The 22025-nt window shown below is 41.8% G+C and carries 21 protein-coding genes, 2 tRNA genes and 1 rRNA gene; all 24 read right to left on the bottom strand.

What is annotated here, in order from left to right; all coding sequences use genetic code 11:
* Nucleotides 1-96, bottom strand: a 16S ribosomal RNA gene (locus FCL54_RS22925); the annotation flags it as partial.
* A gap of 430 nt (nt 97-526) precedes the next feature.
* Nucleotides 527-2020 carry a lysine--tRNA ligase gene (gene lysS, locus FCL54_RS22920; RefSeq protein WP_138129617.1) on the bottom strand — a complete coding sequence of 498 codons (1494 nt, stop codon included), beginning with the start codon at nt 2018-2020 and terminating at the stop codon, nt 527-529.
* A 546-nt stretch (nt 2021-2566) separates the two neighbouring features.
* A complete protein-coding gene (locus FCL54_RS22915) occupies nt 2567-2782 on the bottom strand; it encodes a helix-turn-helix domain-containing protein (protein ID WP_138129616.1) in 216 nt (71 codons plus the stop codon).
* Nucleotides 2734-3258 (bottom strand): 2-amino-4-hydroxy-6-hydroxymethyldihydropteridine diphosphokinase, encoded by a 525-nt coding sequence (folK, locus tag FCL54_RS22910; protein WP_138129615.1) that lies wholly within the window; start codon nt 3256-3258, stop codon nt 2734-2736. The genes FCL54_RS22915 and folK overlap by 49 nt, the downstream gene beginning before the upstream one ends.
* Nucleotides 3248-3613 (bottom strand): dihydroneopterin aldolase, encoded by a 366-nt coding sequence (gene folB / locus FCL54_RS22905; RefSeq protein WP_138129614.1) that lies wholly within the window; start codon nt 3611-3613, stop codon nt 3248-3250. The genes folK and folB overlap by 11 nt, the downstream gene beginning before the upstream one ends.
* Before the next feature lie 30 nt (nt 3614-3643).
* The gene (gene folP, locus FCL54_RS22900; RefSeq protein WP_138129613.1) at nt 3644-4495 is read right to left on the bottom strand and encodes a dihydropteroate synthase; all 852 of its coding nucleotides are present in this window, start codon (nt 4493-4495) and stop codon (nt 3644-3646) included.
* On the bottom strand, nt 4492-5373 hold the full coding sequence (gene pabC / locus FCL54_RS22895) for an aminodeoxychorismate lyase (RefSeq protein ID WP_138129612.1): 882 nt from the start codon (nt 5371-5373) through the stop codon (nt 4492-4494). Before pabC ends, folP begins: the two co-directional genes overlap by 4 nt.
* A complete protein-coding gene (pabA, locus tag FCL54_RS22890) occupies nt 5358-5951 on the bottom strand; it encodes an aminodeoxychorismate/anthranilate synthase component II (RefSeq protein ID WP_138129611.1) in 594 nt (197 codons plus the stop codon). The genes pabC and pabA overlap by 16 nt, the downstream gene beginning before the upstream one ends.
* A 13-nt stretch (nt 5952-5964) precedes the next feature.
* Nucleotides 5965-7392 carry an anthranilate synthase component I family protein gene (locus FCL54_RS22885; RefSeq protein WP_138129619.1) on the bottom strand — a complete coding sequence of 476 codons (1428 nt, stop codon included), beginning with the start codon at nt 7390-7392 and terminating at the stop codon, nt 5965-5967.
* A 184-nt stretch (nt 7393-7576) separates the two neighbouring features.
* On the bottom strand, nt 7577-8506 hold the full coding sequence (gene cysK / locus FCL54_RS22880; protein WP_138129610.1) for a cysteine synthase A: 930 nt from the start codon (nt 8504-8506) through the stop codon (nt 7577-7579).
* Nucleotides 8507-8594: 88 nt separating this feature from the next.
* A complete protein-coding gene (gene hslO / locus FCL54_RS22875; RefSeq protein ID WP_138129609.1) occupies nt 8595-9482 on the bottom strand; it encodes an Hsp33 family molecular chaperone HslO in 888 nt (295 codons plus the stop codon).
* Nucleotides 9483-9686: 204 nt separating this feature from the next.
* Nucleotides 9687-10457: a type III pantothenate kinase gene (locus FCL54_RS22870; protein WP_138129608.1), complete on the bottom strand. Its 771-nt coding sequence runs from the start codon at nt 10455-10457 to the stop codon at nt 9687-9689.
* A gap of 159 nt (nt 10458-10616) precedes the next feature.
* Nucleotides 10617-12542, bottom strand: a complete 1926-nt coding sequence (gene ftsH / locus FCL54_RS22865; protein WP_138129607.1) for an ATP-dependent zinc metalloprotease FtsH — start codon at nt 12540-12542, stop codon at nt 10617-10619.
* A gap of 70 nt (nt 12543-12612) precedes the next feature.
* On the bottom strand, nt 12613-13152 hold the full coding sequence (gene hpt / locus FCL54_RS22860; protein WP_138129606.1) for a hypoxanthine phosphoribosyltransferase: 540 nt from the start codon (nt 13150-13152) through the stop codon (nt 12613-12615).
* 15 nt (nt 13153-13167) lie between these two features.
* Complete coding sequence (gene tilS / locus FCL54_RS22855; protein WP_138129605.1) at nt 13168-14562, bottom strand: tRNA lysidine(34) synthetase TilS; 1395 nt, start codon at nt 14560-14562, stop codon at nt 13168-13170.
* A 114-nt stretch (nt 14563-14676) separates the two neighbouring features.
* Nucleotides 14677-15654, bottom strand: a complete 978-nt coding sequence (locus FCL54_RS22850; RefSeq protein ID WP_138129604.1) for a serine/threonine protein kinase — start codon at nt 15652-15654, stop codon at nt 14677-14679.
* A complete protein-coding gene (locus FCL54_RS22845) occupies nt 15620-16396 on the bottom strand; it encodes a vWA domain-containing protein (protein WP_138129603.1) in 777 nt (258 codons plus the stop codon). Before FCL54_RS22845 ends, FCL54_RS22850 begins: the two co-directional genes overlap by 35 nt.
* 79 nt (nt 16397-16475) lie before the next feature.
* Nucleotides 16476-18959, bottom strand: coding sequence for a stage II sporulation protein E (gene spoIIE, locus FCL54_RS22840; protein ID WP_425467171.1), 2484 nt, complete (start codon nt 18957-18959; stop codon nt 16476-16478).
* A 455-nt stretch (nt 18960-19414) separates the two neighbouring features.
* A tRNA-Glu gene (locus FCL54_RS22835) sits at nt 19415-19486 on the bottom strand.
* 11 nt (nt 19487-19497) lie between these two features.
* Nucleotides 19498-19574: transfer RNA gene (locus FCL54_RS22830), tRNA-Met, on the bottom strand.
* Between the two features lie 134 nt (nt 19575-19708).
* Nucleotides 19709-20194 (bottom strand): S1 domain-containing RNA-binding protein, encoded by a 486-nt coding sequence (locus FCL54_RS22825; RefSeq protein WP_138129601.1) that lies wholly within the window; start codon nt 20192-20194, stop codon nt 19709-19711.
* 73 nt (nt 20195-20267) lie between these two features.
* Complete coding sequence (locus tag FCL54_RS24720) at nt 20268-20639, bottom strand: FtsB family cell division protein (RefSeq protein WP_281281410.1); 372 nt, start codon at nt 20637-20639, stop codon at nt 20268-20270.
* Nucleotides 20640-20652: 13 nt separating this feature from the next.
* Nucleotides 20653-21246: a spore cortex biosynthesis protein YabQ gene (gene yabQ, locus FCL54_RS22815; RefSeq protein ID WP_138129600.1), complete on the bottom strand. Its 594-nt coding sequence runs from the start codon at nt 21244-21246 to the stop codon at nt 20653-20655.
* The gene (yabP, locus tag FCL54_RS22810; RefSeq protein ID WP_138129599.1) at nt 21243-21551 is read right to left on the bottom strand and encodes a sporulation protein YabP; all 309 of its coding nucleotides are present in this window, start codon (nt 21549-21551) and stop codon (nt 21243-21245) included. The genes yabQ and yabP overlap by 4 nt, the downstream gene beginning before the upstream one ends.
* Between the last annotated feature and the right edge of the window lie 474 nt (nt 21552-22025).

The raw sequence follows: 22025 nt of genomic DNA, 5'->3' as shown, positions 1-22025 counted from the left end.
AAGATCAGGGAGCAAGCTCCCATCTCTTCGCTCGACTTGCATGTATTAGGCACGCCGCCAGCGTTCGTCCTGAGCCAGGATCAAACTCTCCGATAAGATAAGTTCAATCTAGCTTGCTTTAAAGCTTAATTCGCTTGGCGTTTTGTTCAGTTTTCAAAGAACTACGACGCACAGGATGTGATGACCTTCAGCCAGTAATCCTTTATGCGCGTTGTCGTTTTCAGCGACAAGATCAAGTATATCATCCTATTTCGCAGAAGTCAACAACTTTCAAAGAAATTTTTCGCCCCGCACTAACATCTCTGTTACCTCGGCATCGAAAACGATTATATAACTTCACTTCGTAGAAGTCAACTTGTCTTCGGATGATATGTTCATTATTTGCGACTCAATAAATATATCAATTGTAATGAAGCAAGTCAACATTTTTTTCTCGGGCCATTTGAAGCGGCGTTTAATAATATACCATGGTTTCTTACGAAACGCAACATATTAAAAGCAAAAAAACCTGCGCTAAGCGCAGGTCTTATCTTTCGGCATTTCTCATTTGCGGGAATAGTAATACATCTCGGATAGAAGGAGCGTTTGTTAATAGCATAACAAGGCGATCGATACCGATACCAAGCCCTCCTGTTGGAGCCATCCCGTACTCTAATGCTTCTATAAAGTCATTGTCCATCATATGAGCTTCATCGTTTCCTTCCGCTCTTTCCTGAAGCTGTGCTTCAAAACGTTGCCTTTGATCAATAGGATCATTTAACTCAGAAAAGGCATTTGCATGCTCACGTGCGACAATAAATAATTCAAAACGATCAGTGAAACGAGGATCTTCTTCATTTTTCTTAGCAAGAGGCGAAATTTCCACTGGATGCCCGTAAATAAATGTCGGTTGAATAAGAGTCTCTTCAACCTTTTGCTCAAAGAACTCATTTACAATGTGTCCATATGTCATTGTGTCTTTTATTTCAACACCATGTTCTTTGGCCAGACTGCGAGCATCGTCATCAGACATCTGTTTCCAAAAGTCTACACCCGTTTGTTCTTTAATGGCATCCACCATATGAAGTCGAGTCCATTCTGGCTTAAGATTTACTTCCTGATCACCATACATGACTGTTGTTGAACCCGTTACTTCTTCCGCGATGTGAGCGATTAAGTTTTCAGTAAGTGACATCACATCTTTATAATCAGCATATGCTTCATAAAGTTCCAGCATGGTAAACTCAGGATTATGACGAGTAGATACACCTTCGTTACGGAATACTCGGCCAATTTCATATACTTTTTCAAGCCCGCCAACAATTAAACGTTTTAAATGGAGTTCAATCGCAATTCTCATGTAAAGTTCCATATCAAGAGCGTTATGATGTGTAATAAACGGACGAGCTGAAGCCCCGCCAGGAATGGAATGCATCATAGGGGTCTCCACTTCAAGGAATCCCTGGCTATCCAGGTAGCGTCTCATCGATTGGATAATACGGCTTCTGGCAATAAAGGTTTCTTTTGATTCCGGACTCATTATAAGATCAAGATAACGCTGGCGATAGCGCTGCTCCACATCTTTCAAGCCATGGAACTTATCCGGTAGAGGACGAAGGGACTTTGATAGAAGAGTTAGATCTGTTGCTTTAACAGATAGTTCCCCCACTTTCGTTTTGAATGCAATGCCTGTCACACCTACGATATCCCCTATATCCAGTGAATCAAAAAGTTCATACTGTTCTTCTCCAACTGTATCTTTGCGTACATACATTTGAACCTGGCCTGTTAAATCCTGAATATGTGCAAAGCCGGCTTTTCCTTTCCCACGCTTTGTCATAATGCGGCCAGCTATGGTTACATGTTCATTTTTCTCAGAAAGCTCTTCTTTAGAAAATGAATCAAATTCTTCCTTCATTGTGCGTGCTGTATGAGAACGGTCAAACCGTTTACCAAAAGGGTCGATATTGTTTTCTCTGAGTTCGGATAGTTTTTCCCTTCTAACTCGGAGAAGATCATTCAATTCTTGTTCTTGACTCATCATTATCACTCCTGATTTTTCGTTCTGTTTTTAACGTTTTAACTTTATATGAAAGGGTGCCTGTTGGCAAATCGCACGAAAGGCTCTTAGGCTGTATATTTTAATCTTGATTATCTGCAGGAACTAGAAGTTTTTACTTTTTTACATTTGGGTCTATTATGTAGGTTGCAGTTTTCCTTCAGCACTATAGACCCATTCTTCAAACAATTTATTTCCTTAAAAATCATCCCAAACTTTATACATTATTCTTCTTATAAGAAATTAAAGTATCTACCGGAAAGAATCAGGAAGTTAAAGTGATGAAGAAAAACTGCCAGTATGGTTACTGGCAGTCTAAAGGCTAATCCTTAGAGGTATTATAGGTTAGCAGGGAAGCATTGTCAAACTGCCTGTTTATTAGCTTCCAGTTCTTCAACAAATGTATGTAGAAAGATTTCCGATTCTCTCTTTTGTTGTAAAATCATTCAACGGCCATAGGATAAGGCAACAAGGCCCTTTAAAGTACTATCGCCAATTTTCTACATGCTGCTCACCTTTTATCCCCTATTATTTTTTCACTTCTAACGGGACCAATTCATCAAATGTAACACTAAGCTGCTTTGCAACTGATTTCAAGAAATCAGTAGTCGGGATTCGATTGCCCCGCTCCACTTCCCCCAATACTGAAACGGAAACGCCAAGCTCCTTCGCAAGGCCTTCCTGCGTATAGCCTTTCAGCTTTCGAAAAGCCCGTATTCTCCTTCCGTACACTTCTGCTTCCATAGATGTACACCTTCTTTATCCTCTAAGTCTCTTAAATATGATCTAACTTGTTTATTTGTTGTAGGAATAATTGTTTTAGGAGTAATCTCATTCAAAGGAATCATAACAAAACCACGTTCCGTCATACGAGGGTGCGGAATTATTAAGTCTTCCAAATCTATATTTTCTTGATTATATAGCAAAATGTCAAGGTCTATTGTTCTTGGCCCCCAACGGACTTCTCTCTTCCTCCCAAGCAGTTGCTCGATTTCCTGGGTTTTTTCTAATAATTTCTGCGGTGTGAAAGACGTCTCAATTTCTGTCACCATATTTAAAAATGAATGCTGGTCAGTATAGCCTACAGGCTCTGTTTCATAGATGGAGGAAACATCCGTTATCCTTATCCCCTGCTTTTCCAATGCTTGCAGCGCATGATAAAGGTAAGCCTCCCGGTCTTCTATGTTGGAACCAAGCGATAGAAGCGCCCTATTCATCACGGCATCTCTTCATTTCAATCGCGACTGATTTGTAGTGGCCGGGAATCGGAGGATCTGGCTTCGTTACTTTTACGGTACACGCTTGTACAATCGAAAATTGATCGAGGATTTGTTGTGCGATCATCTCGGCAACCGTTTCAACTAGCTTTTTAGGCTTTCCCTCTACGATCTCTTTTGTCTTTTTATAAGCTTCTGCATAGTTAACCGTTTTGTTTAAGTCATCAGTCTGGCTTGCCGGGGAAAGATCCGTTTCCAGGACAAGATCAACAAAGAAACGCTGGCCCAGTTTATTTTCTTCGGGGAAAACCCCATGGTAACCGTAAAATCCCATTCCGTTCAAATAAATTTTATCCATTATCTTACTCCTTTCCGACCAAAAAGAGAGTTAACCTTTCAGCATTGCATCCATCATTTTTGCCATTCTGAAAATAGGCTTTACATCATGGACCCGGACGATCTGGCACCCTCGTTCGATACCAAGACAAACGGTAGCTCCTGTTCCTTCCATTCGTTCTTCAGGAGGCAGTTCAAGCGTCTTAGCGATTAATGATTTACGGGATGTTCCTAGCAGTACAGGGTACCCAAGCGCCGTAATATGGTCAAGCTTTCTCATCGCTTCAAGGTTTTGCTCGTAAGTTTTTGCAAACCCGATTCCAGGATCAAGGATAATGTTGTGGTCCTTTACACCTGCATCTTTAACAAGATCAACACTTTCTTTTAAATCACTGATCATGTCAGGGATTAGACTTGTATAATTGATTTCCTTCCTGTTATGCATCAGTATAATCGGAACTTGCTTTGATGAAGCGACCGCGGCCATCAGCGGGTCAGCCTTTGCGCCCCACACATCGTTAATAATATCGGCTCCCGCTTCTACAGCTTGCTTTGCTACTTCCGCTTTATACGTATCTATTGAAATCGGAACATCTACCGCCAGTCTTACAGCTTGAATAATAGGGATGACTCTTTCTAGTTCTTCATCGAGCGGAACCTTTTTAGCTCCCGGCCTTGTTGATTCGCCGCCTACATCGATTATATCTGCTCCTTCTTCTACCATCTGACGTGCGTGTTCCACAGCTCTCTCAATCGAGTTGAAACGGCCGCCGTCTGAAAAAGAGTCAGGAGTTACATTCAAAATTCCCATAACCCATGTTTTTGAGTTCCAATTATAAGTACGTCCGCGTAGGTTTGTTTCAAGTGGAAATTGTTTATGCTGTTCTCCTATAACGGCTGTCATTTGTCTACCTCCACTTCACTAACTTGTATATTTTTTCGGCTCCATAACCGGTTCCGCTGAATTACATAATAGGAATGCAACTTATCAGTTATTTCTCCTGCAGCTCCAGGAAGCGATTTTCCTTCCAGTTTCTTAACAGGTACTACTTCCTGAATGGAATTTGTAACGAACGCCTCGTCACAATCCAGCAAGTGTTCTTTTGTAAAATGTCCTACTTCCACTTTTATATTTAAAAAAGCCAATAATTCGATAATAAACTGCCTTGTTATGCCATTTAAAATTCCTGTTGAAAGGGAAGGGGTAAAGACTTTACCGTCTTTAACCCAGAAGACATTCGATACAATCCCTTCTGCAACATGTCCTTGATCAGTCAAGAATATCCCTTCCACAGACGGATCAGGGCCAACCTCTCTTTTGGCAAGAATATTATTTAAGTAATGGTGCGATTTTAAGCGAAGAGGCCCTTCCGGGGTGTTTCGCCTTATTTGTAATATCACTGCATTCTTTTCGACCTGTGCAGGTTGCCCGATCGGCTTCATATAGATGATCACGTTGGGGTTTTCATACTTTTCCACTGTGAGCCCTACTGCATTGTCCCCTGCAGAAACGTTTAATCTTACATACGCATCCTTAAGTTGATTTACTTTTAACAGCTCGTTGATATCATGCAGCACGGAGGCTTTATTCACGTTTAGCTTTATATTGAGTGCAGCTAAAGAGGACTGCAAGCGGTCAAAATGGTCGTCAAATAAAAACGGATGCCCGTTATAAACTCGAAAAGTTTCAAACACGCCCAATCCATACATGAAGCCATGGTCAAAAGGAGAGATTTTCGCTTCTTCTTCTTTCAGAACCCGGCCGTTTATGCAGATGTACATGGGTCTGCCTTTTTATATTGGCTAATAAAGTTCTTTAACAGCTGCTTACCACTGTTTGTCATGATAGATTCAGGGTGGAACTGCACGCCTTCTACCGGAAGGCTTTTATGCCGTACAGCCATAATCTCCCCCTCTGCAGTCCATGCAGAAACTTCAAAACAATCCGGCAGTGTTTCCTTTTTAACAATCAAGGAATGATACCTTGTGGCTGGAAACGGAGAAGGAATTCCTTCAAAGATCGTATTGCCGTCATGATGCATTTCCGATGTCTTGCCATGCATTAAGCGTTCCGCCCGAACCACTTCTCCTCCAAACACCTGGGCAATCGATTGGTGGCCAAGACACACGCCGAAAATCGGTATTTTCCCAGCAAAACGGCGGATAACCTCCATACTGATCCCCGCTTCATCAGGGCTGCACGGTCCGGGTGAAATCATGATAAAAGCCGGATTCAGTTTTTCTATATCATCAAGGGTAATTTGATCATTCCGTTTTACAACCAGTTGTTCTCCCATTTCTCCAAGGTATTGGACAAGATTATACGTAAAAGAATCATAGTTATCGATCATTAAAATCATTATTTCTTCCTCCTCATCTATTCTCCACTGTTTGCTTTATCTCTGCTTCACTCAACTCTTTTGCTTTCCATAAGGCTTTAGCCTTTTTCATCGACTCCTTGTACTCAGCTCTCGGGTTGGAATCAATGACTATTCCAGCTCCAGCTTGAACATGGGCCACCTTATCCTTAATAATCATCGTTCGAATCGCAATGTTCAGCTCCATATCCCTATTAAATCCAAGCCAGCCGATTGAACCTGTATAAAGATTTCTTCTTACCGGTTCCAGTTCTTCAATGATTTCCATCGTCCTTATCTTCGGTGCCCCGGTAATTGTGCCTCCAGGGAAGGTAGCTTTTATCGCATCAAAAGCATCCTTTCCATCCTCCTGTACACCCCTGACATTCGAAACGATATGCATGACATGTGAATACTTTTCAATCACCATAAACTCATTCACTTCTACAGAACCAAACTTGCATACCCGTCCAAGGTCATTCCGTTCAAGATCGACAAGCATAACATGCTCAGCCTGCTCTTTTTCATTTTCGATTAATGTTTTGGCTAGCGCCTTATCTTCCTCATCATTATGTCCTCTTGAACGAGTGCCTGCAATTGGGCGGGTGCTCAATTCTTTCCCCTTCTTTTTGATCAGCAGTTCTGGAGATGCGCTTACAATATCAAAATCAGGAGTGTGCAGCATCGCCATGTAAGGAGAAGGATTAAGCTCCCGAAGCTTCTCATAGATATGAAACGGCTCTGAATGAATCGGCCTTGATTCACGAAGGGAAAGGTTAACCTGAAAAACATCCCCACTCGAAATGTATTCTTTGACCTTTTTCACCGCAGTCGCAAATTCACCCTCTGTCATGGAAAAGCTGGCTGGCTTTCCTTCTGCTTCAATCCCTGTCCATGAAAAGTCTTCGGTAAAGGTACCCGACCATTCTTCCTTGTAAGAATCCAAACGTTTCATCGCTTCCGCTTTGCGGTGTTCTTCCACATTGGAAATAAACCATAATTCCTGAGAATGGTGATCGTAAACACCTACATCTTCATAGACAACAAAATACAAGTCAGGTATAGCGATGTCATCTGCAGCAAAAGAAGGAAGCTCTTCGATTTGTCTGGCAATGTCATAATTAATATAACCGATGGCACCTCCCTGAAAATCAGGAAGTTTTTTTTCTGTTTCAGAATGAAAAGGTTTCATCCATTCCTGCACAAGGTCAAGAAGCTTTCCTTCCTGCATTTCTACACCGGTATCCGTCAGGGCAGTCAACGTGCTTCCCTTACCGCTTAATACTGCATAAGGAAGGATTCCGAAAATGCTATACCTGCCGCCTCGTGCACTTTCAAGCAGGAAATGATATGGTTTATCCCGGAAAATTTGCTTATATTTTAAAAACCATTCATCGGCTGATAATGTCATTTTCGTATGATAGGCTTTTCTTAAGTTAGTCATGTGGCTTGTTCTCGGCTGCAAAGCTTTCACTCCTGTCATAAAGCCATGAAGGCTTTAAAAACTTATATCTTCTATTTTACATGAAGATGCCTTCCTAATTCACCCTTTTTTCGTCTGTAGAAATATAGAATAGGCTGCTTCTTGCCGTTCAACAAAAAAAAAACAGCCACTCGGGCTGTTTTTTTTATTCTTGTTCCTCAAACTGGTATAAAGGAGTACTTAAATATCGTTCTCCGTTACTAGGAATTACCGCAAGCACTTTTTTCCCTTTTCCAAGCTGTTTTGCCACTTTTAGCGCTGCATAAATCGCTGCACCAGATGAGATTCCGCCAAGAATACCTTCCTGGCGGGCTGCCTTACGGGCATATTCAAACGCTTCTTCATTTTTCACTGTAATGATTTCATCATATATGTCCGTTTTTAAGATGTCAGGAACAAAGCCCGCGCCTATTCCCTGAATCTTGTGGGGTCCTGGTTTTCCTCCTGATAAAACAGGAGAATCGGTTGGTTCTACTGCCACAATTTTAATATTCTCATATTTTTCGCGGAGAGCCTCGCCTGCACCAGTGATCGTTCCCCCTGTTCCGATTCCGGAAATAAACGCATCCAACTGGTCTCCCATTTCCTCTATGATTTCTTTTCCTGTCGTCTTGCGGTGAATGGCTGGATTTGCTTCATTTTTAAACTGTTGAGGCATAAAGTAACCATGCTCTTTTGCAAGCTCTTCGGCTTTACGGATCGCTCCTCCCATTCCTTCTGCTCCAGGTGTCAGAACGAGCTTTGCTCCATATGCACGAAGAAGGTTCCGTCGTTCCATGCTCATTGTATCAGGCATAACGAGGACTGCTTGATATCCTTTTGCAGCAGCTACCATAGCAAGGCCTATCCCTGTATTTCCGCTGGTCGGCTCAATGATTGTATCTCCAGCCTTTAAGTTCCCATCTTTTTCAGCGGCTTCAATCATCGCCAGTGCGATACGGTCTTTAACGCTGCTTCCCGGGTTCATAAATTCAAGTTTTAAATATACATCAGCATCTTCTGCGGAGGTCATTCGATTTAATTTTACGATCGGCGTGTTTCCAATCAAATCTGTGATGGAGTTTCCTACTTTCATTTTTCCGCCTCCCTAATTCCGAGTGATTTTGTTGGTTTTAATAAAATATAACAAGAAATGTTAAAATAGTCAAACAAATAGCTGCTTGTTACTTTTCGCCGAAGCTTTGATCATAGAGATCTTCCAGCTCTTCTTTAGAAAAGTGATATGTTTCATTACAAAAATGGCACTGGGTTTCCGCTTGTTCATCTTCCTCAATGATTTCTTTGATCTCCTCTTTTCCAAGTCCGATTATTCCAGCAGCAAAACGCTCTTTTGAACAGCCACATTCAAACTTCACCGGCATTTTATCAAGGATTTTCACATTTTCTTCGTCTAATAATTTATATAGGATTTCTTCTGGAGTATGATTCGATTCGATCAATTTGGAAATTGGCGGGACAGCCTGGATTCTCTTTTCCAGGAATTGGATCGTTTCTTCCGGAGCATTCGGAAGAAGCTGGATCATAAATCCTCCTGCCGCGAGAATAGAGTTGTCCGGATTAACAAGCACTCCCACCCCAACGGAAGATGGTACTTGTTCAGAGGATACGTAATAATACGTAAAATCATCTCCAAGTTCTCCTGATACAATCGGCACCTGTCCTGTAAAATTTTCTCTCATTCCTAGATCCTTTACAACGGAAAGGAACCCATTTTTACCTACCGCTCTTGCAACATCCAGTTTCCCCTGTTCATTCAGGTCAAAATGGACGTGAGGGTTGGTCACATATCCCCGGGTTTCCCCCTTTGCATTAGCATCAACAACAATCGCTCCGATCGGGCCGCCGCCTTCTATTTTCACCGTTACTTTTTCATTCCCTTTTAACGATGAACCCATCATGGTCGCAGCAGTCATTGCTCTTCCTAATGCTGCTGAGGCAGTCGGCCAGGTATCCTGCCTTCTCTGCGCTTCACTTACCATCTCCGTTGTTCGAAGGGCATAAGCCCGGACATTTCCGTCAAAAGCAAGGGCTTTTATTAAATAATCATTCATTATAGTTACACTCCTCTATCGAACAGTCACTTATTTTAGCTCTTCCTGTCAATCTAAACATACAGCTTGCAATAACTATGAATAACGTTAAAAACGCTATGTTTAAATAGTATCATGCATTTTTATTTCTGACTTTTAATAAGCTCACTACCTATCACTGGGTAGTGTTGTAAAAAAAACGCAAACCGCTGTTTCGATTTGCGTTTAGCCTTTTTGATTCTTTTCATAGATAAGCTGAAGGCCTTTTAACGTAAGAAAAGGAACAACGCTGTCGATTAGCTTACATTCTTCTGCTATTAAAGGCGCTAGCCCACCTGTAGCGATAACCATCGGCTTTTTAACAGACTTTTCTTTCATTCTCCTTACAATCCCTTCAACCTGTCCAACATATCCGAATAACGCTCCGCTTTGCATTGCCATCACAGTGTTTTTCCCGACTATGTCGGCGGGCTTTGCTATTTCTATCCTGGGCAGCTTTGCGGCATGGGTATACAGGGCCTCTGTTGAAATATTAATCCCCGGAGCTATCGCCCCTCCCATATACTGATTTTGCTCATCAATATAGCAGTATGTCGTAGCAGTTCCAAAATCGACAATGATAAGCGGGCCCCCATATAAGTGAATCCCGGCTACAGCGTTAACAATCCGGTCCGCTCCGACCTCTCTCGGATTCTCATATTTTATATTTAAGCCAGTTTTAATTCCAGGGCCGATTATGAGCGGCTTTTGGTTAAAATACTTTTCGCACATGCGTTCTAGCATAAACATGATCGGGGGTACAACAGAAGAAATAATAATTCCTTTAATATCAGACAACTGGATACCGACATGGGAAAACAGGCCTTTAATGACCATCGCATATTCATCTTCGGTTTTCTTTTTACTTGTACCGATTCGCCAGTGATGCTTTAGCTCTTCGCCTTCATAAACACCTAACATAATATTGGTATTCCCTACATCCAACACAAAAATCATATTTTCACCACATTTATTGTTTAATTAATTATGTTTTGTAGTTAAGAATAGCTTGCAGAGCTATTCAGCCTTCATAAGTATATCATAATGGCATTTCTTTATCGCATTTGCCATGAGACATAAAAACAGGGCGCCCTTTAGGCACCCTGCTTTGTTTCATTATATTTCTTTATCCTCTACGTCATCTTCTTCCTTGGAGTTAATATTAACTTTTACGTCCTCATCTTTTGCTTCAGATTCATTTGAAACATAAGGGCGTTCAGGAAGCTTTCCTTTGTCGTAAAGGGAACGGATCTGCGCAGCATCGAGCGTTTCTTCTGTTTTTAATGTTTCAGCGATAAGGTTAAGCTGTTCATTATTTTCAAGAAGAATTTTCTTACAGCGCTCGTAAGCTTGCTTCACGATATTTTGAACTTCTAGATCAATTTCGTGTGCAATGGCATCACTGTAGTTTTGATCATTCTGAATGTCGCGTCCAAGGAAGACGTTTCCACTTTGGCTGGAACCAAACTGCATTGGTCCAAGCTTTTCACTCATACCATATTCTGTGACCATGCTCCGGGCAATTCCCGTTGCACGCTGGAAGTCATTGCTTGCTCCAGTACTCGCTTCACCAAAGGTGATTTCCTCAGCAACACGTCCCCCAAGCAATCCGATAATTTTATCGATCAATTCAGGTTTCGTCATTAAATAGCGGTCTTCTTTAGGAAGCGTTACGGCATATCCGCCGGCCTGTCCGCGGGGAACAATCGTTACCTTGTGGACCACATCGGCATTATCGAGTACAAGCCCAATTACTGTATGGCCTGCTTCGTGATAAGCAACGATGTTTCTTTCTTTTTTAGAAATAACACGGCTCTTTTTAGCTGGACCAGCAATAACTCGGTCTGTTGCTTCATCAATATCTTCCATATCGATTTTCTTCTTATTATGCCTTGCTGCCACAAGTGCAGCTTCGTTCAGCAGGTTCTCAAGGTCTGCTCCAGAGAATCCAGGAGTACGCATCGCGATTGTTTTAAGATCGACCGTTTCACTTAACGGTTTATTGCGGGCATGAACTTTAAGAACTGCTTCACGACCTTTAACATCAGGTCTGTTAACTGTAATTTGACGGTCGAAACGACCAGGTCTCAATAATGCAGGGTCTAGAATATCAGGACGGTTTGTCGCTGCAATGATGATGATTCCTTCATTTGCACTGAATCCATCCATTTCAACGAGCAACTGGTTCAGCGTTTGTTCACGCTCATCATGGCCGCCGCCAAGACCCGCGCCACGCTGGCGTCCAACTGCATCGATCTCATCGATAAAGATGATACATGGTGAATTTTTCTTAGCATTTTCAAACAGGTCACGCACACGGGACGCACCGACACCGACAAACATCTCTACAAAGTCTGAACCGGAAATCGAGAAGAACGGAACTCCCGCTTCACCTGCAACCGCTCTTGCAAGCAACGTTTTACCTGTACCCGGAGGTCCTACAAGAAGGACACCCTTTGGAATTCGTGCTCCAAGAGCCGAGAATTTTCTCGGGTCTTTCAAAAACTCGACAACTTCAACTAACTCTTGCTTTTCTTCATCTGCACCTGCAACATCTTTAAAGCTAACTTTTTTCTTTTCCTCGTTAAAAAGTTTCGCCTTACTTTTACCAAAGTTCATCACACGGCCGCCGCCGCCCTGAGCCTGGTTTAAAAGGAAGAAAAACAAAATAAATATAATTACAAATGGAATGATGGATGTGAAAAATGTGATCCATCCGCTTTGCTCTTCGGCTTGTTTTACCGTTACGTCTGCCTGCTCGGCTGCATCAAGCACCGCATCCAGAGCACGGTCGTTATTAGGGATATTCGTTACAAAGATTTCGTTTTCTGCAGCGCCTTCCATCTTACCCTGGACTGCAAAAACGCCGCCATCCGGCTGGATAGTCAGTTCTGAAACTTCTCCACCCTGTAAAGCATCTTGAAACTCACCGTAAGTCAGTTCGTTTGTTTCGTTGTTCGTTCCGTTAAAGAAACTAACAACACCAACTACGACAAGGAATATTAATAAATAGAATATTGTATTTCGGAAGATTCGATTCATTCCTTACCTCCTCCCACGAACAGGAAACCATAGATTATATTACCACATAAAAGTGACCGTTCACAACAAATTACCCTTCGTAAATTTTGGGCTTTAAAATTCCGATAAACGGCAGATTTCGATATTTTTCAGCATAGTCAAGGCCATATCCTACAACAAACGCATCGGGAACGTTAAACCCAGCAACATCAGGTGTCAGATCCACCTTTCTGCCGGTCGGCTTATCAAGCAATGTCACAATTTTTATTGACTTTGCCTTACGATACCTGAATAGTTCCACTAGATAGCTTAGTGTTAAACCGCTATCTATGATATCTTCAACAATCAAAATATCGCGGCCTTCGACTGAAGTATCCAGGTCTTTCAGAATTTTGACTTCTCCGGATGAAACCGTGGAATTCCCATAGCTTGATACATCCATAAAATCCATTTCCAGGTGGATGTCCATTCGCTTCGTTAAATCCGCCATAAAAGGCATTGCACCTTTTAGAACTCCAATAACCAGCGGAAAGCGGTCCCGGTATTCTTCAGAAAGGCTTTTGCCAAGCTCTTTTACCTTTTCCTGTATTTCTTCTTCAGAAATCAGGGTTTCCTTAATATCGTTAATCATGAAAAAAATGCCCTCCTAAATATGATCAATGGTTTTTTCAAAAGAAAGATGAATGAACTCTTTATTTCCTCTGGCTGCATCAGCTGCAGCGGAACGCTTTAATCCAACAACCCATATGACTTTTCCGCTGGCATCTTCTACAACCGGCCAGGTGCTCCTGTCTCTGCGGTCAATTTTTTTGTCGATAAAAATATCCTTTACTTTTTTTGTGCCCTTCATCCCTTTTAATTGGATACGGTCGCCCGGTTTTCTCGTCCGAACGGTGAGGGGCACCCGTACATCAGAAAGTTTACCGACAAAATCGTTTTCCGTCACCTGCTCAGGATATGTACTGGTAATATTTGCTTTAAGCTTTCCCTGGCTGAAGTGAACCACACCTGGAACATCCAGTCTATACGTATACGTTTGATCCCCTTTATTGGTTTCAAAAGATAAAGTACAACTATTATATGAGCGAATGACCTTTAAACCCAGGGGAAAACTCAACATGCCTGATGGATGCTCGGCATCGAGCAAACGTAACAAGTCTTCAATATGTATTGAGGAAATATAAGAAGGGTTATGTATGTAAAGATAGTTTAATATTAGATGAATCAGTCTCCTTTGTAAAGGAATCGCCATTGATTGTAGCCGCTTTCTATCAAACGTCACAGATTTGTCACCCTGTTGGATGACAACCTCATTGTAATGGGAGCGAGCAATCTCTTCAAGATATGCTTCATCCTGCCGCTTCCACTCGCTTTGCTGCTGAAATCGAAGGTGCACATTAGGATTTTCTTTTTTCAAAAAAGGAATAACTTGGTGGCGGAAACGATTCCTAACATAAGTGTCCGTTTCGTTTGATGGGTCAAGCCTTGGATGAAGGCCTTGTTTGATACAATACTCTTCTATCTCTTTTTTCGTCACCGCTAAAAAGGGACGAATGATATACCCGTTCGCAAAAGGCCGCTTAACTGCCATGCCGGCTAGGCCTTTTCCGTAACCGCCGTGAACCTCCCTCATCAACATCGTTTCGATCTGATCATCCCCATGGTGTGCCAGCGCAAGAACGTCAGCATTATACTTTTCCATCACCTGCTGAAAAAAGCGGTAACGGCAATCTCTTGCAGCTACTTGAGAGGAAAGTCCATGTTTCTTTTTATATTCTGTGACATCGATCTGTATCCCTTCAAAAGGAACATCGTTTTCAGAACAATATTGCTTAACATACTCAAAATCTTCTTCAGATTCTTTTCCTCTAAACATATGGTCAACATGTGCAGCAATGACTTTAAGCTGCCACCTTTCCCGGTTGCTTAGAAGAAAATGAAGAAGAGCCATGGAATCCGGACCGCCTGAAACACCTGCTATTACCACACTGTTTTGTTCAAGAAGATGGTGCTTTTTTATAAATTGGTAAACAGATTGCATCAAGCTTTCACTCCCTGAATAAAGAAGGCGAAATTTCTTTCTACCTATCCTTTAAATATCCTATTCCGCCTGTTGTGAAACCTGCCTTTTGCAGGCGATCACCAAACTTTGCCGTTACTGTCCAAACAAGTATATGACATAAACTGCAAGAAGGAAAGTAAACAAAACAATCGTTTCCAGAATGCTGTATTTTTTGGAACGTTTTTGTTTTAAATTCTTTTTTCGTACAGTTCTCGACGTAACGGCATGCTGATTTGTTTGTACTGCTTTTTTCTTTTTATTGTCTTTATACAGGGAGCCTACTAAATCCTCTCTCATTTCCCCTGCACTTTGATAAGTTCCTTTTAAAGCATTCAACATGACATTTCGATAAGGCAGGAGAAGATCCTTTTGCTCGATCGCCTTTTTTAAATTGGCATAGGGATCAGACGACCGCTTCTCAAAACGCTGTGGATAAGCAGCATTGATCATCACCATCGCTACAGCAAACAAATCATAAGAGGCTTCAGCTTTTCGATCACCGAGCCCCCAATAGCCCCGGTCGAAAAACTCGGTATACTCTTTGATCGAACGTCCGATCAATGTTGTTCCCCCAACATCCAGAAGGCGGATTTTAGGCGGCGGCCCGGCTACGAGGACATTGTCCGGTTTTAAATCGCCAAAAACCCAGCCCGCATGATGCAAATTCTCGAGGTCTTTCAAAAGCTGGATCATCAAAATGCCGAGCCATTCTGTACCTCTTCTGGAAAGAAAGCGAAACAACGGTTCACCTTTAATATATTCCATTACATAAAACGGTACCGTTTTGATTCCATTCATCCAGTCATCCATCTCTATCAAAGAAGGCCCGAGGGCTTGTCCCTGGACCTTTGAAAAGTGTTTCAAGACATTTACTTCAGAGGTAATCGCCATACTGTCATGCCCAAACTTAACAGCGACTGGTCCTGTAAGCGAATCAGCCAGGTACACGGTTCCTAAAGCGCCATAGCCAAGCTCTTTAATAATCTGGTAATCCTTCTTGTGCCATTTTCCTGTAATCACTGTACCGGGGCGGATACTAACTGCCTGATTCTTCGAAATATGATTCATCATGGAGAAGTCTCCTCTTTGAGCGTTTCTGGTTAAACGCTTCCAGTGCTCCTTTTAGTGCCGGCCCGGTCGGCGTGATGCCGCCGGAGCTTAATTTTGGAAAGACTTTATGAATATTTTTTAAATGCGGCGTCCAATCTAACAATTCGTCAAGCGGTTTTCTTTTTCCAGGAAAAGCGTAAAGGGAAAATTCATTATTGCCGATTCGAGAATTCAAACTGATCGATAGGTCTAAAATGGCGTCCTCTACAGTCGTTAGCTTCCTTTGCATGCTTGCACTCGTATCGATCAAGATACAAACCTCAAGGTCTATCGTTTCTCCAAGTTCATCAACGACCTCCATCACCTGCCCGCGTTTCTCAGGAGGAAGGTCTTCCATCTCCTGCCCATGGCCAAGAATCGATTGGAGTTCTTTGTTTACAACCCCCTGCAGTGTCTGGGTCATCCCTTTTCTTGTAACCATTTGTACGGTATGAGCTAATTGTTTTGTATAAACAACCTGGTGGACTCCCCCACCTGACATCGCTATCTCTTCTACTTCTTTTAAGCCCTTTTCCCCCATAGCCGAATCATCCAGAATGCCGATTACATTAACAGTGATCCCCTGTTCTCTTGCTAGAGCTGCAATCGCTACAGGATCTTCCCCCTCATTAGAACAACCGTCCGTAAGTAAAAGGATCTGCCTTAACGTCCCTTTCTCCATCCTATTTCCTCCTCTTGTTTTACTGTTACCATCTTCGACCATCTTTTGAAAGTTTATACCTGAAGGAAATCAAGAGAAAAATAGGTTAGCAGCTAACAAATCCTTTTCACATCCTATATTTTTATAACGCTTTTTTTCTTTTAAAGGAAGGAGCAGAATAAATCGGAATCGTTGACCACTTCGGTATATTCCGCTTAATTTTAGCAACAACCACGGTCATGTCATCTTTAATTAACCCTTCATCAGTCCGGATGACTTCCTCCATGATCAAATCGGCTACTGCCTGTGGCTCCACCGTTTGCAGCTCTCTTATTTTCCGCTTCATCCAGAACTCGGGATTTTCTACGTTCTTCACCCCGTCAAACACGCCATCACTCATCATAATCAACAAATCCCCTGCTTTCAACTGCTCACTTACAACATCAACATCGAACTCCTGGATGATTCCCATTGGAAGATTTCCTGCTTCTACCATATGGACCTTCTCTCCCCGTTTAATAAAGCTTGGCGTTGAACCGATTTTTAAAAACTTGGCGTTTGCGTCCTGTAAATCGATCATTGCCAGGTCAAGGGTGGAAAAGATCTCGTCGGTATTTCTTAGTGATAGAACAGAATTCACCGATTTGATCGCTACCGTTTCATCGATGCCTGATTGTAGGATTTTTTGAAGAAGCTGGATGGTTTCATTGCTTTCTAAATGGGCCCTTTCTCCGTTTCCCATGCCATCGCTAATGGCTATCGCATATTTTCCCGAACCAAGCTCAATCGTTGAATGGCTGTCTCCCGAGACCCATGCCCCTCCTTTAGCCGCATTCGCCATACCCGTTTCCACGATGAAGTCTTTTGCAGAAGTGAAGTATAAACGGCAAACGCCATCAGGGTGTTCTGCACAAACTTCTTTCTTAACGGTGATCGTTTCGTTAAGGATATCTGAAAGCATCGGTGCGATGATCTTTTCTCCTTCCCCCCTTCCCTGGCAGTAAGGTAGGGCCATCTCAATATCAACGCTTCCTTCTTCAAGGCTATAGATGTCAATCCCGCTAACTTCCAACCCGATCCCTTTAATCGCGTCCATCACCTGATCTTCCTGGTGCTGCAAATTATCCCGTTCTTTTTGTATTTCCTTTGCGAAATTCCCCATTACTTGAGAAACTCCTAATAACTGTTCAGCAACGATCTTCCGGCTTTCTTTCACTTGCTTCTTTAACTTCCGGTTCGCTTGAAAATGGCTCATCTCCTGACTAATTAGTTCAATTACTTTTTTCGACTTTACACAATGCTTATCAAACTCCTTTTTTAGAATACGATTGTGAATCTCCGTTCCGTCTTCTAATTCAGTCATAATTCCTTTCATATGTTCATAGGTTGTATCAAAGTTCTGTGCCCAGCAATTCTCCTTTTTAAAGCAGGTCTGGCATGTTTTTTCGGTAATATGGCTTAAGAATATATCGACCTCCCTTTCTGCGGACTCGTCCTGGTGGTGAAAATTGTTATTAGAGAAGCTATTAGACAACGCTTGAAAAAGAGAAGAGAATTGCTCCACGCGGTTCGCCGTGACATCCCTTACCCTCCGCAGGTACTGTTGTTGTTCCTGCGAATATTCCCGTGTACCCGGTATATACCTGGCAAGTTTTGCAAAAGCAGATTTCGGTGTCAGCAAGAAAAAGCCAATTGCAAGGATTGATTCTATTAACGTAACGTAAATGGTCTCAGCCCCACCTCCGTAAAGCCCGATTAGCAATGTGCCGATTAATAGACCTGAAGCGACTCCAACTTTTCTCCCCTCTTTTAAAAGTCCTCCGAGCAGCCCGGAAAAAGCAAGCATACTCATCTGGTACAGGCTCGCAATGTTCGCAAGGCTTAAAATAATTCCGGTCACAACACCAACCGCGGAACCGATCGCAGCTCCTCCAACATAGGAAAAGATGAGCACAAGGTATCTGGATAAAATATTTTCAACTGAAAAACCATATAAAAACCAGCCGATCGTGCCTGTCATAACAGAAGCAAGTAGAATAATAAAACTAATAATCTCTTCATTTTTTAATGAATGCTTGATTTTTTTCAACGTTAAAAGGGGCATGCTTTGAATAAAAATCATTGTAAGTACAAAGCTCAACCCCGCTTCTACACCTGCAAGTATCCAATTTGTATTTTGAAGCGTCCCCTGCGATAAATACGTTAAAATCACCCTGGCAGCAATGCTTATCGCAAACACAGTAAACGGAAGCCATTTAATCGTCAACAGGTTTCGGCGATTTAATAGTTTAGCGGTAAATAAAAATAAAACCATTCCGATCAACATGAAGCCGCTGTTTAATAGTATATTTGTTAACGCTCCTGCTAAAAGGGCCAGCATCACAATCCCGGCTCGTTCTTTACGAAGACAAAAAACTGCACCGAAGAATGGCAGCGCAAAAGGAGAAAGGTCAGATAAGATGACAGCTCGTCCTAATAAAAACCCTACAATGAAAAGCAAAAGCCCTTTGTCGATGAATAAACTTTCAACTTTTGTTCTTACATTTTGGAGAAATTTCATTGCCGATTGCTGAGACTGCTGGACGATCATTTCTCCCTGCATTCCCCCACCTTCTTTCTTAAGCATTTTTTCCATGCAAATCCACCACCCAAAGTTTTTTGTGTTTATCATTTAACCACAGGCTTGTTTAAATTTTTGTCAAAACTTCAGAATAAGCGAAAAAAACTCTTCGACTTCTTCAGAAGAAGCTTGTCAGATGAATTGGCGATGAAGCATGAAAGATGTATGAAAGAAATGATGAAATTGATAAAAGGCATAACGCGTAGAATTTCATAAAAGCTGATAGCTGTTGAAATAAAGGCTAAAAAAGGGATTTTAAACGAGTCGACAACCGGAAGAAGGAGACTCTACAAAAAAGGAAAACGAATTTGTTATTTTGTCTATTTATCTCAAACGGTTTTTCTGTTTTTAATATGTAATTGGCTGTTTACGTTTTATTTTATATTGGTAATTAACGAAATTTAAGCCTTTGAAAAATTAAAAAAGCTGCACTCCTTAAAGGAATGCAGCTTTTTTGTCGATGACCCGTACGGGATTCGAACCCGTGTTACCGCCGTGAAAGGGCGGTGTCTTAACCACTTGACCAACGGGCCGTATGGAATTATGGTAGCGGCGGAGGGGATCGAACCCCCGACCTCACGGGTATGAACCGTACGCTCTAGCCAGCTGAGCTACACCGCCATTGTTTGCTTGTTTGATAAGCACAAGAAATATAATATAATACCCTCAATATAATGTCAACGGTTTTTCACAAAAAAACAAGCATCCAGTTTAGATGCTTGTTTTGATCTATCGCTTACAGTAAACAGCAAGCTTTACCCACGGCGTGCTCCGCGACCGCCTCGTTTTGATTCCGTTTGCTTTTTAATTGATGAAAGGCGATCTTCGCTATCCTTCAGGAAACGATTCAGCTTATCTTCAAACGATTCTGCAGAGACTCTACCTCCGCCTCCGCGAGGCTTCCCTTTAAAGCCGCCGCCCCTTGGAGCGCCTTTTGGTCCACTTTTTGGTCCACCTTTAAATCCACCCTGGGTTGGGCGCGAGGTTGGGCGCGCTGGCGCAGGACGATCCTTGGCTTTTTTAATCGAAAGACCGATTTTCCCATCATTCTCAACCTGGATCACTTTTACTTCGACTTCCTGGCCTACTGTCAAGAAATCATTGATGTCCTTAACATAATTGTCTGCCACTTCACTAATATGCACTAAACCAGTTTTTCCATCTGGCAGCTCCACAAACGCGCCAAAATTCGTAATACCTGTTACCTTACCTTGTAACTTGCTGCCTACTTCGATTGACATGTAAAAAAAGCTCCTCCTTGATAATATAAAAGCATATTTTTTTCTATATTATACATGGCACAAAAACAACGTGTCAATTTGATGGAAGCTTAAAGATCGTTTCTCCAGGTTTAGACATAAAATAGTCTCTCCTGGCAATCTCACCAATGTATTCCATATTGTTTAACTGTTGGATTTCTTCTTTTAGCATTTTTTCCTTTTTTTGCATCTCCTTCAACTCTGCTTGCGCCTTTTGTTTCTCATCAAGCTTTTCATTTAAAGTAGCGGCCTGGGAAGTGAAGATCGATAAAAACACACCAGACATTACCAGTGCTATGATAGCAAAAGCTGTTAACCTCCGGACAAGCCCTCGCCGTCTCCTTTGCCTTGCCTTTTCCTGAAATTGCTTCGTTTGAACATAATTGGAATTCATCTGTGTTACTTTTTCTTTATTCGCAGTAACCAAAATGACATCTCCTTTACCACTTTTTAAATTTCCGCATCCATTTTTTAAACAGGTTCTGCGCCTTCGTTAGAAATCCTGCAATTCTATAAAAAAACCGTTTGACTTGTTTCGGGACTAAATGCCATAACCCACGCCCAAGCCATTTGATTGGTGTCAAGATTAGTTTTAATAAAAAGAAAAATATCGCTGAAATGGTACTTACTACCATCATACCCAAGGCGAGTAGAAGTTTCAATATGCCCTTTATAGGATTTATAATAAGAACAATAACTATTTTTCTAAAAAACCGATAGGTGCCGACTACCCCCTGGATAATCATTTCTAAAAACGATCGGAAGATTTTTTCTATCAATGCTCTGTAAGCAGCATACCCGCATAATAATGCCAGAAAAACATATAATCTTAATTCCCCTTCATTTACGGAAAATAAAACATAAAATACTAGAAGTCCTTGAAGAAGCCAGAAAAGAATGTCGTTCAAGTAAAGGATGATATGCTTGTTTTTTGATGGATGAAAGAAACGGCCATAGGTATCAACAGCCATTCCAAGCCATAGACCCATAGCCACCATCGAAACCATTGTATAAAGTTGGATGGACAAACTCATTTGAACAACTTGCTAAAGAACCCTTTAGCTTTCTCCCCATCCTGATGCTCCAGATAGCACATATCAATAATTTTGCCTTCGATGGATACATGGCCCTGTTCTACGTTTAAATTTTTCATTTTTAGGTGCTGTCCCCTGATCGCCAGGAAGCCCATCACTGTCTCGAGAAGAAACTCTTCATTATCAAAGCTATCTACTTGTTTAACACCAGTGATTTCCACGGATTTCCTTCCACGCATAACGATATCATGGTCCGGGGCCTTCTTCCCCTGGTTCATTGTTCCGTAATCATAATATTGATCCATAGCGCACTCTCCCCTCTTCTCGTTAAATATGTATGAATCGGAGGGGCTGTTTAGAACAAGCTATGACTAATCTCCTTCAAAGCTAATCAGGCAAAGAAGTGGTTGAGTTCCGCTTCTTCAATCTTTTATAACTACCTCTAATAATAAGAGCTAGAAATATAAATTTTCTCCCTAATTAATGTGTGTAAAATTAAGAACACGAAGCGTTACTTCGTTGCTCTCCCTATAAAAAATGATTCCTGGAATCTTTTCTGTAAGAGCGCAGCGATCCGGCTTTTTGTATACTCGGCTGCGTCATGACTCGCATGTTAGAAGCCGAGCATACAATGGAGCCGGCAGGAAGATCAAAAGTGAACTATTCTCAATAAAAAAGAGCCCTTTGGTGGTTAACCCCAAAAGTTAGAGTTTTGTTATGCAGTTGATTGGATGGATTGAGTTCGGTATTCGACGGGACTCAGTCCATCCAATTTTTCT

Source organism: Exobacillus caeni (assembly GCF_005747095.1).
Lineage (GTDB): Bacteria > Bacillota > Bacilli > Bacillales > Guptibacillaceae > Exobacillus > Exobacillus caeni.
Note: the sequence above shows the minus strand (reverse complement) of the source record. Positions and strands in the feature narration are given on the sequence as shown.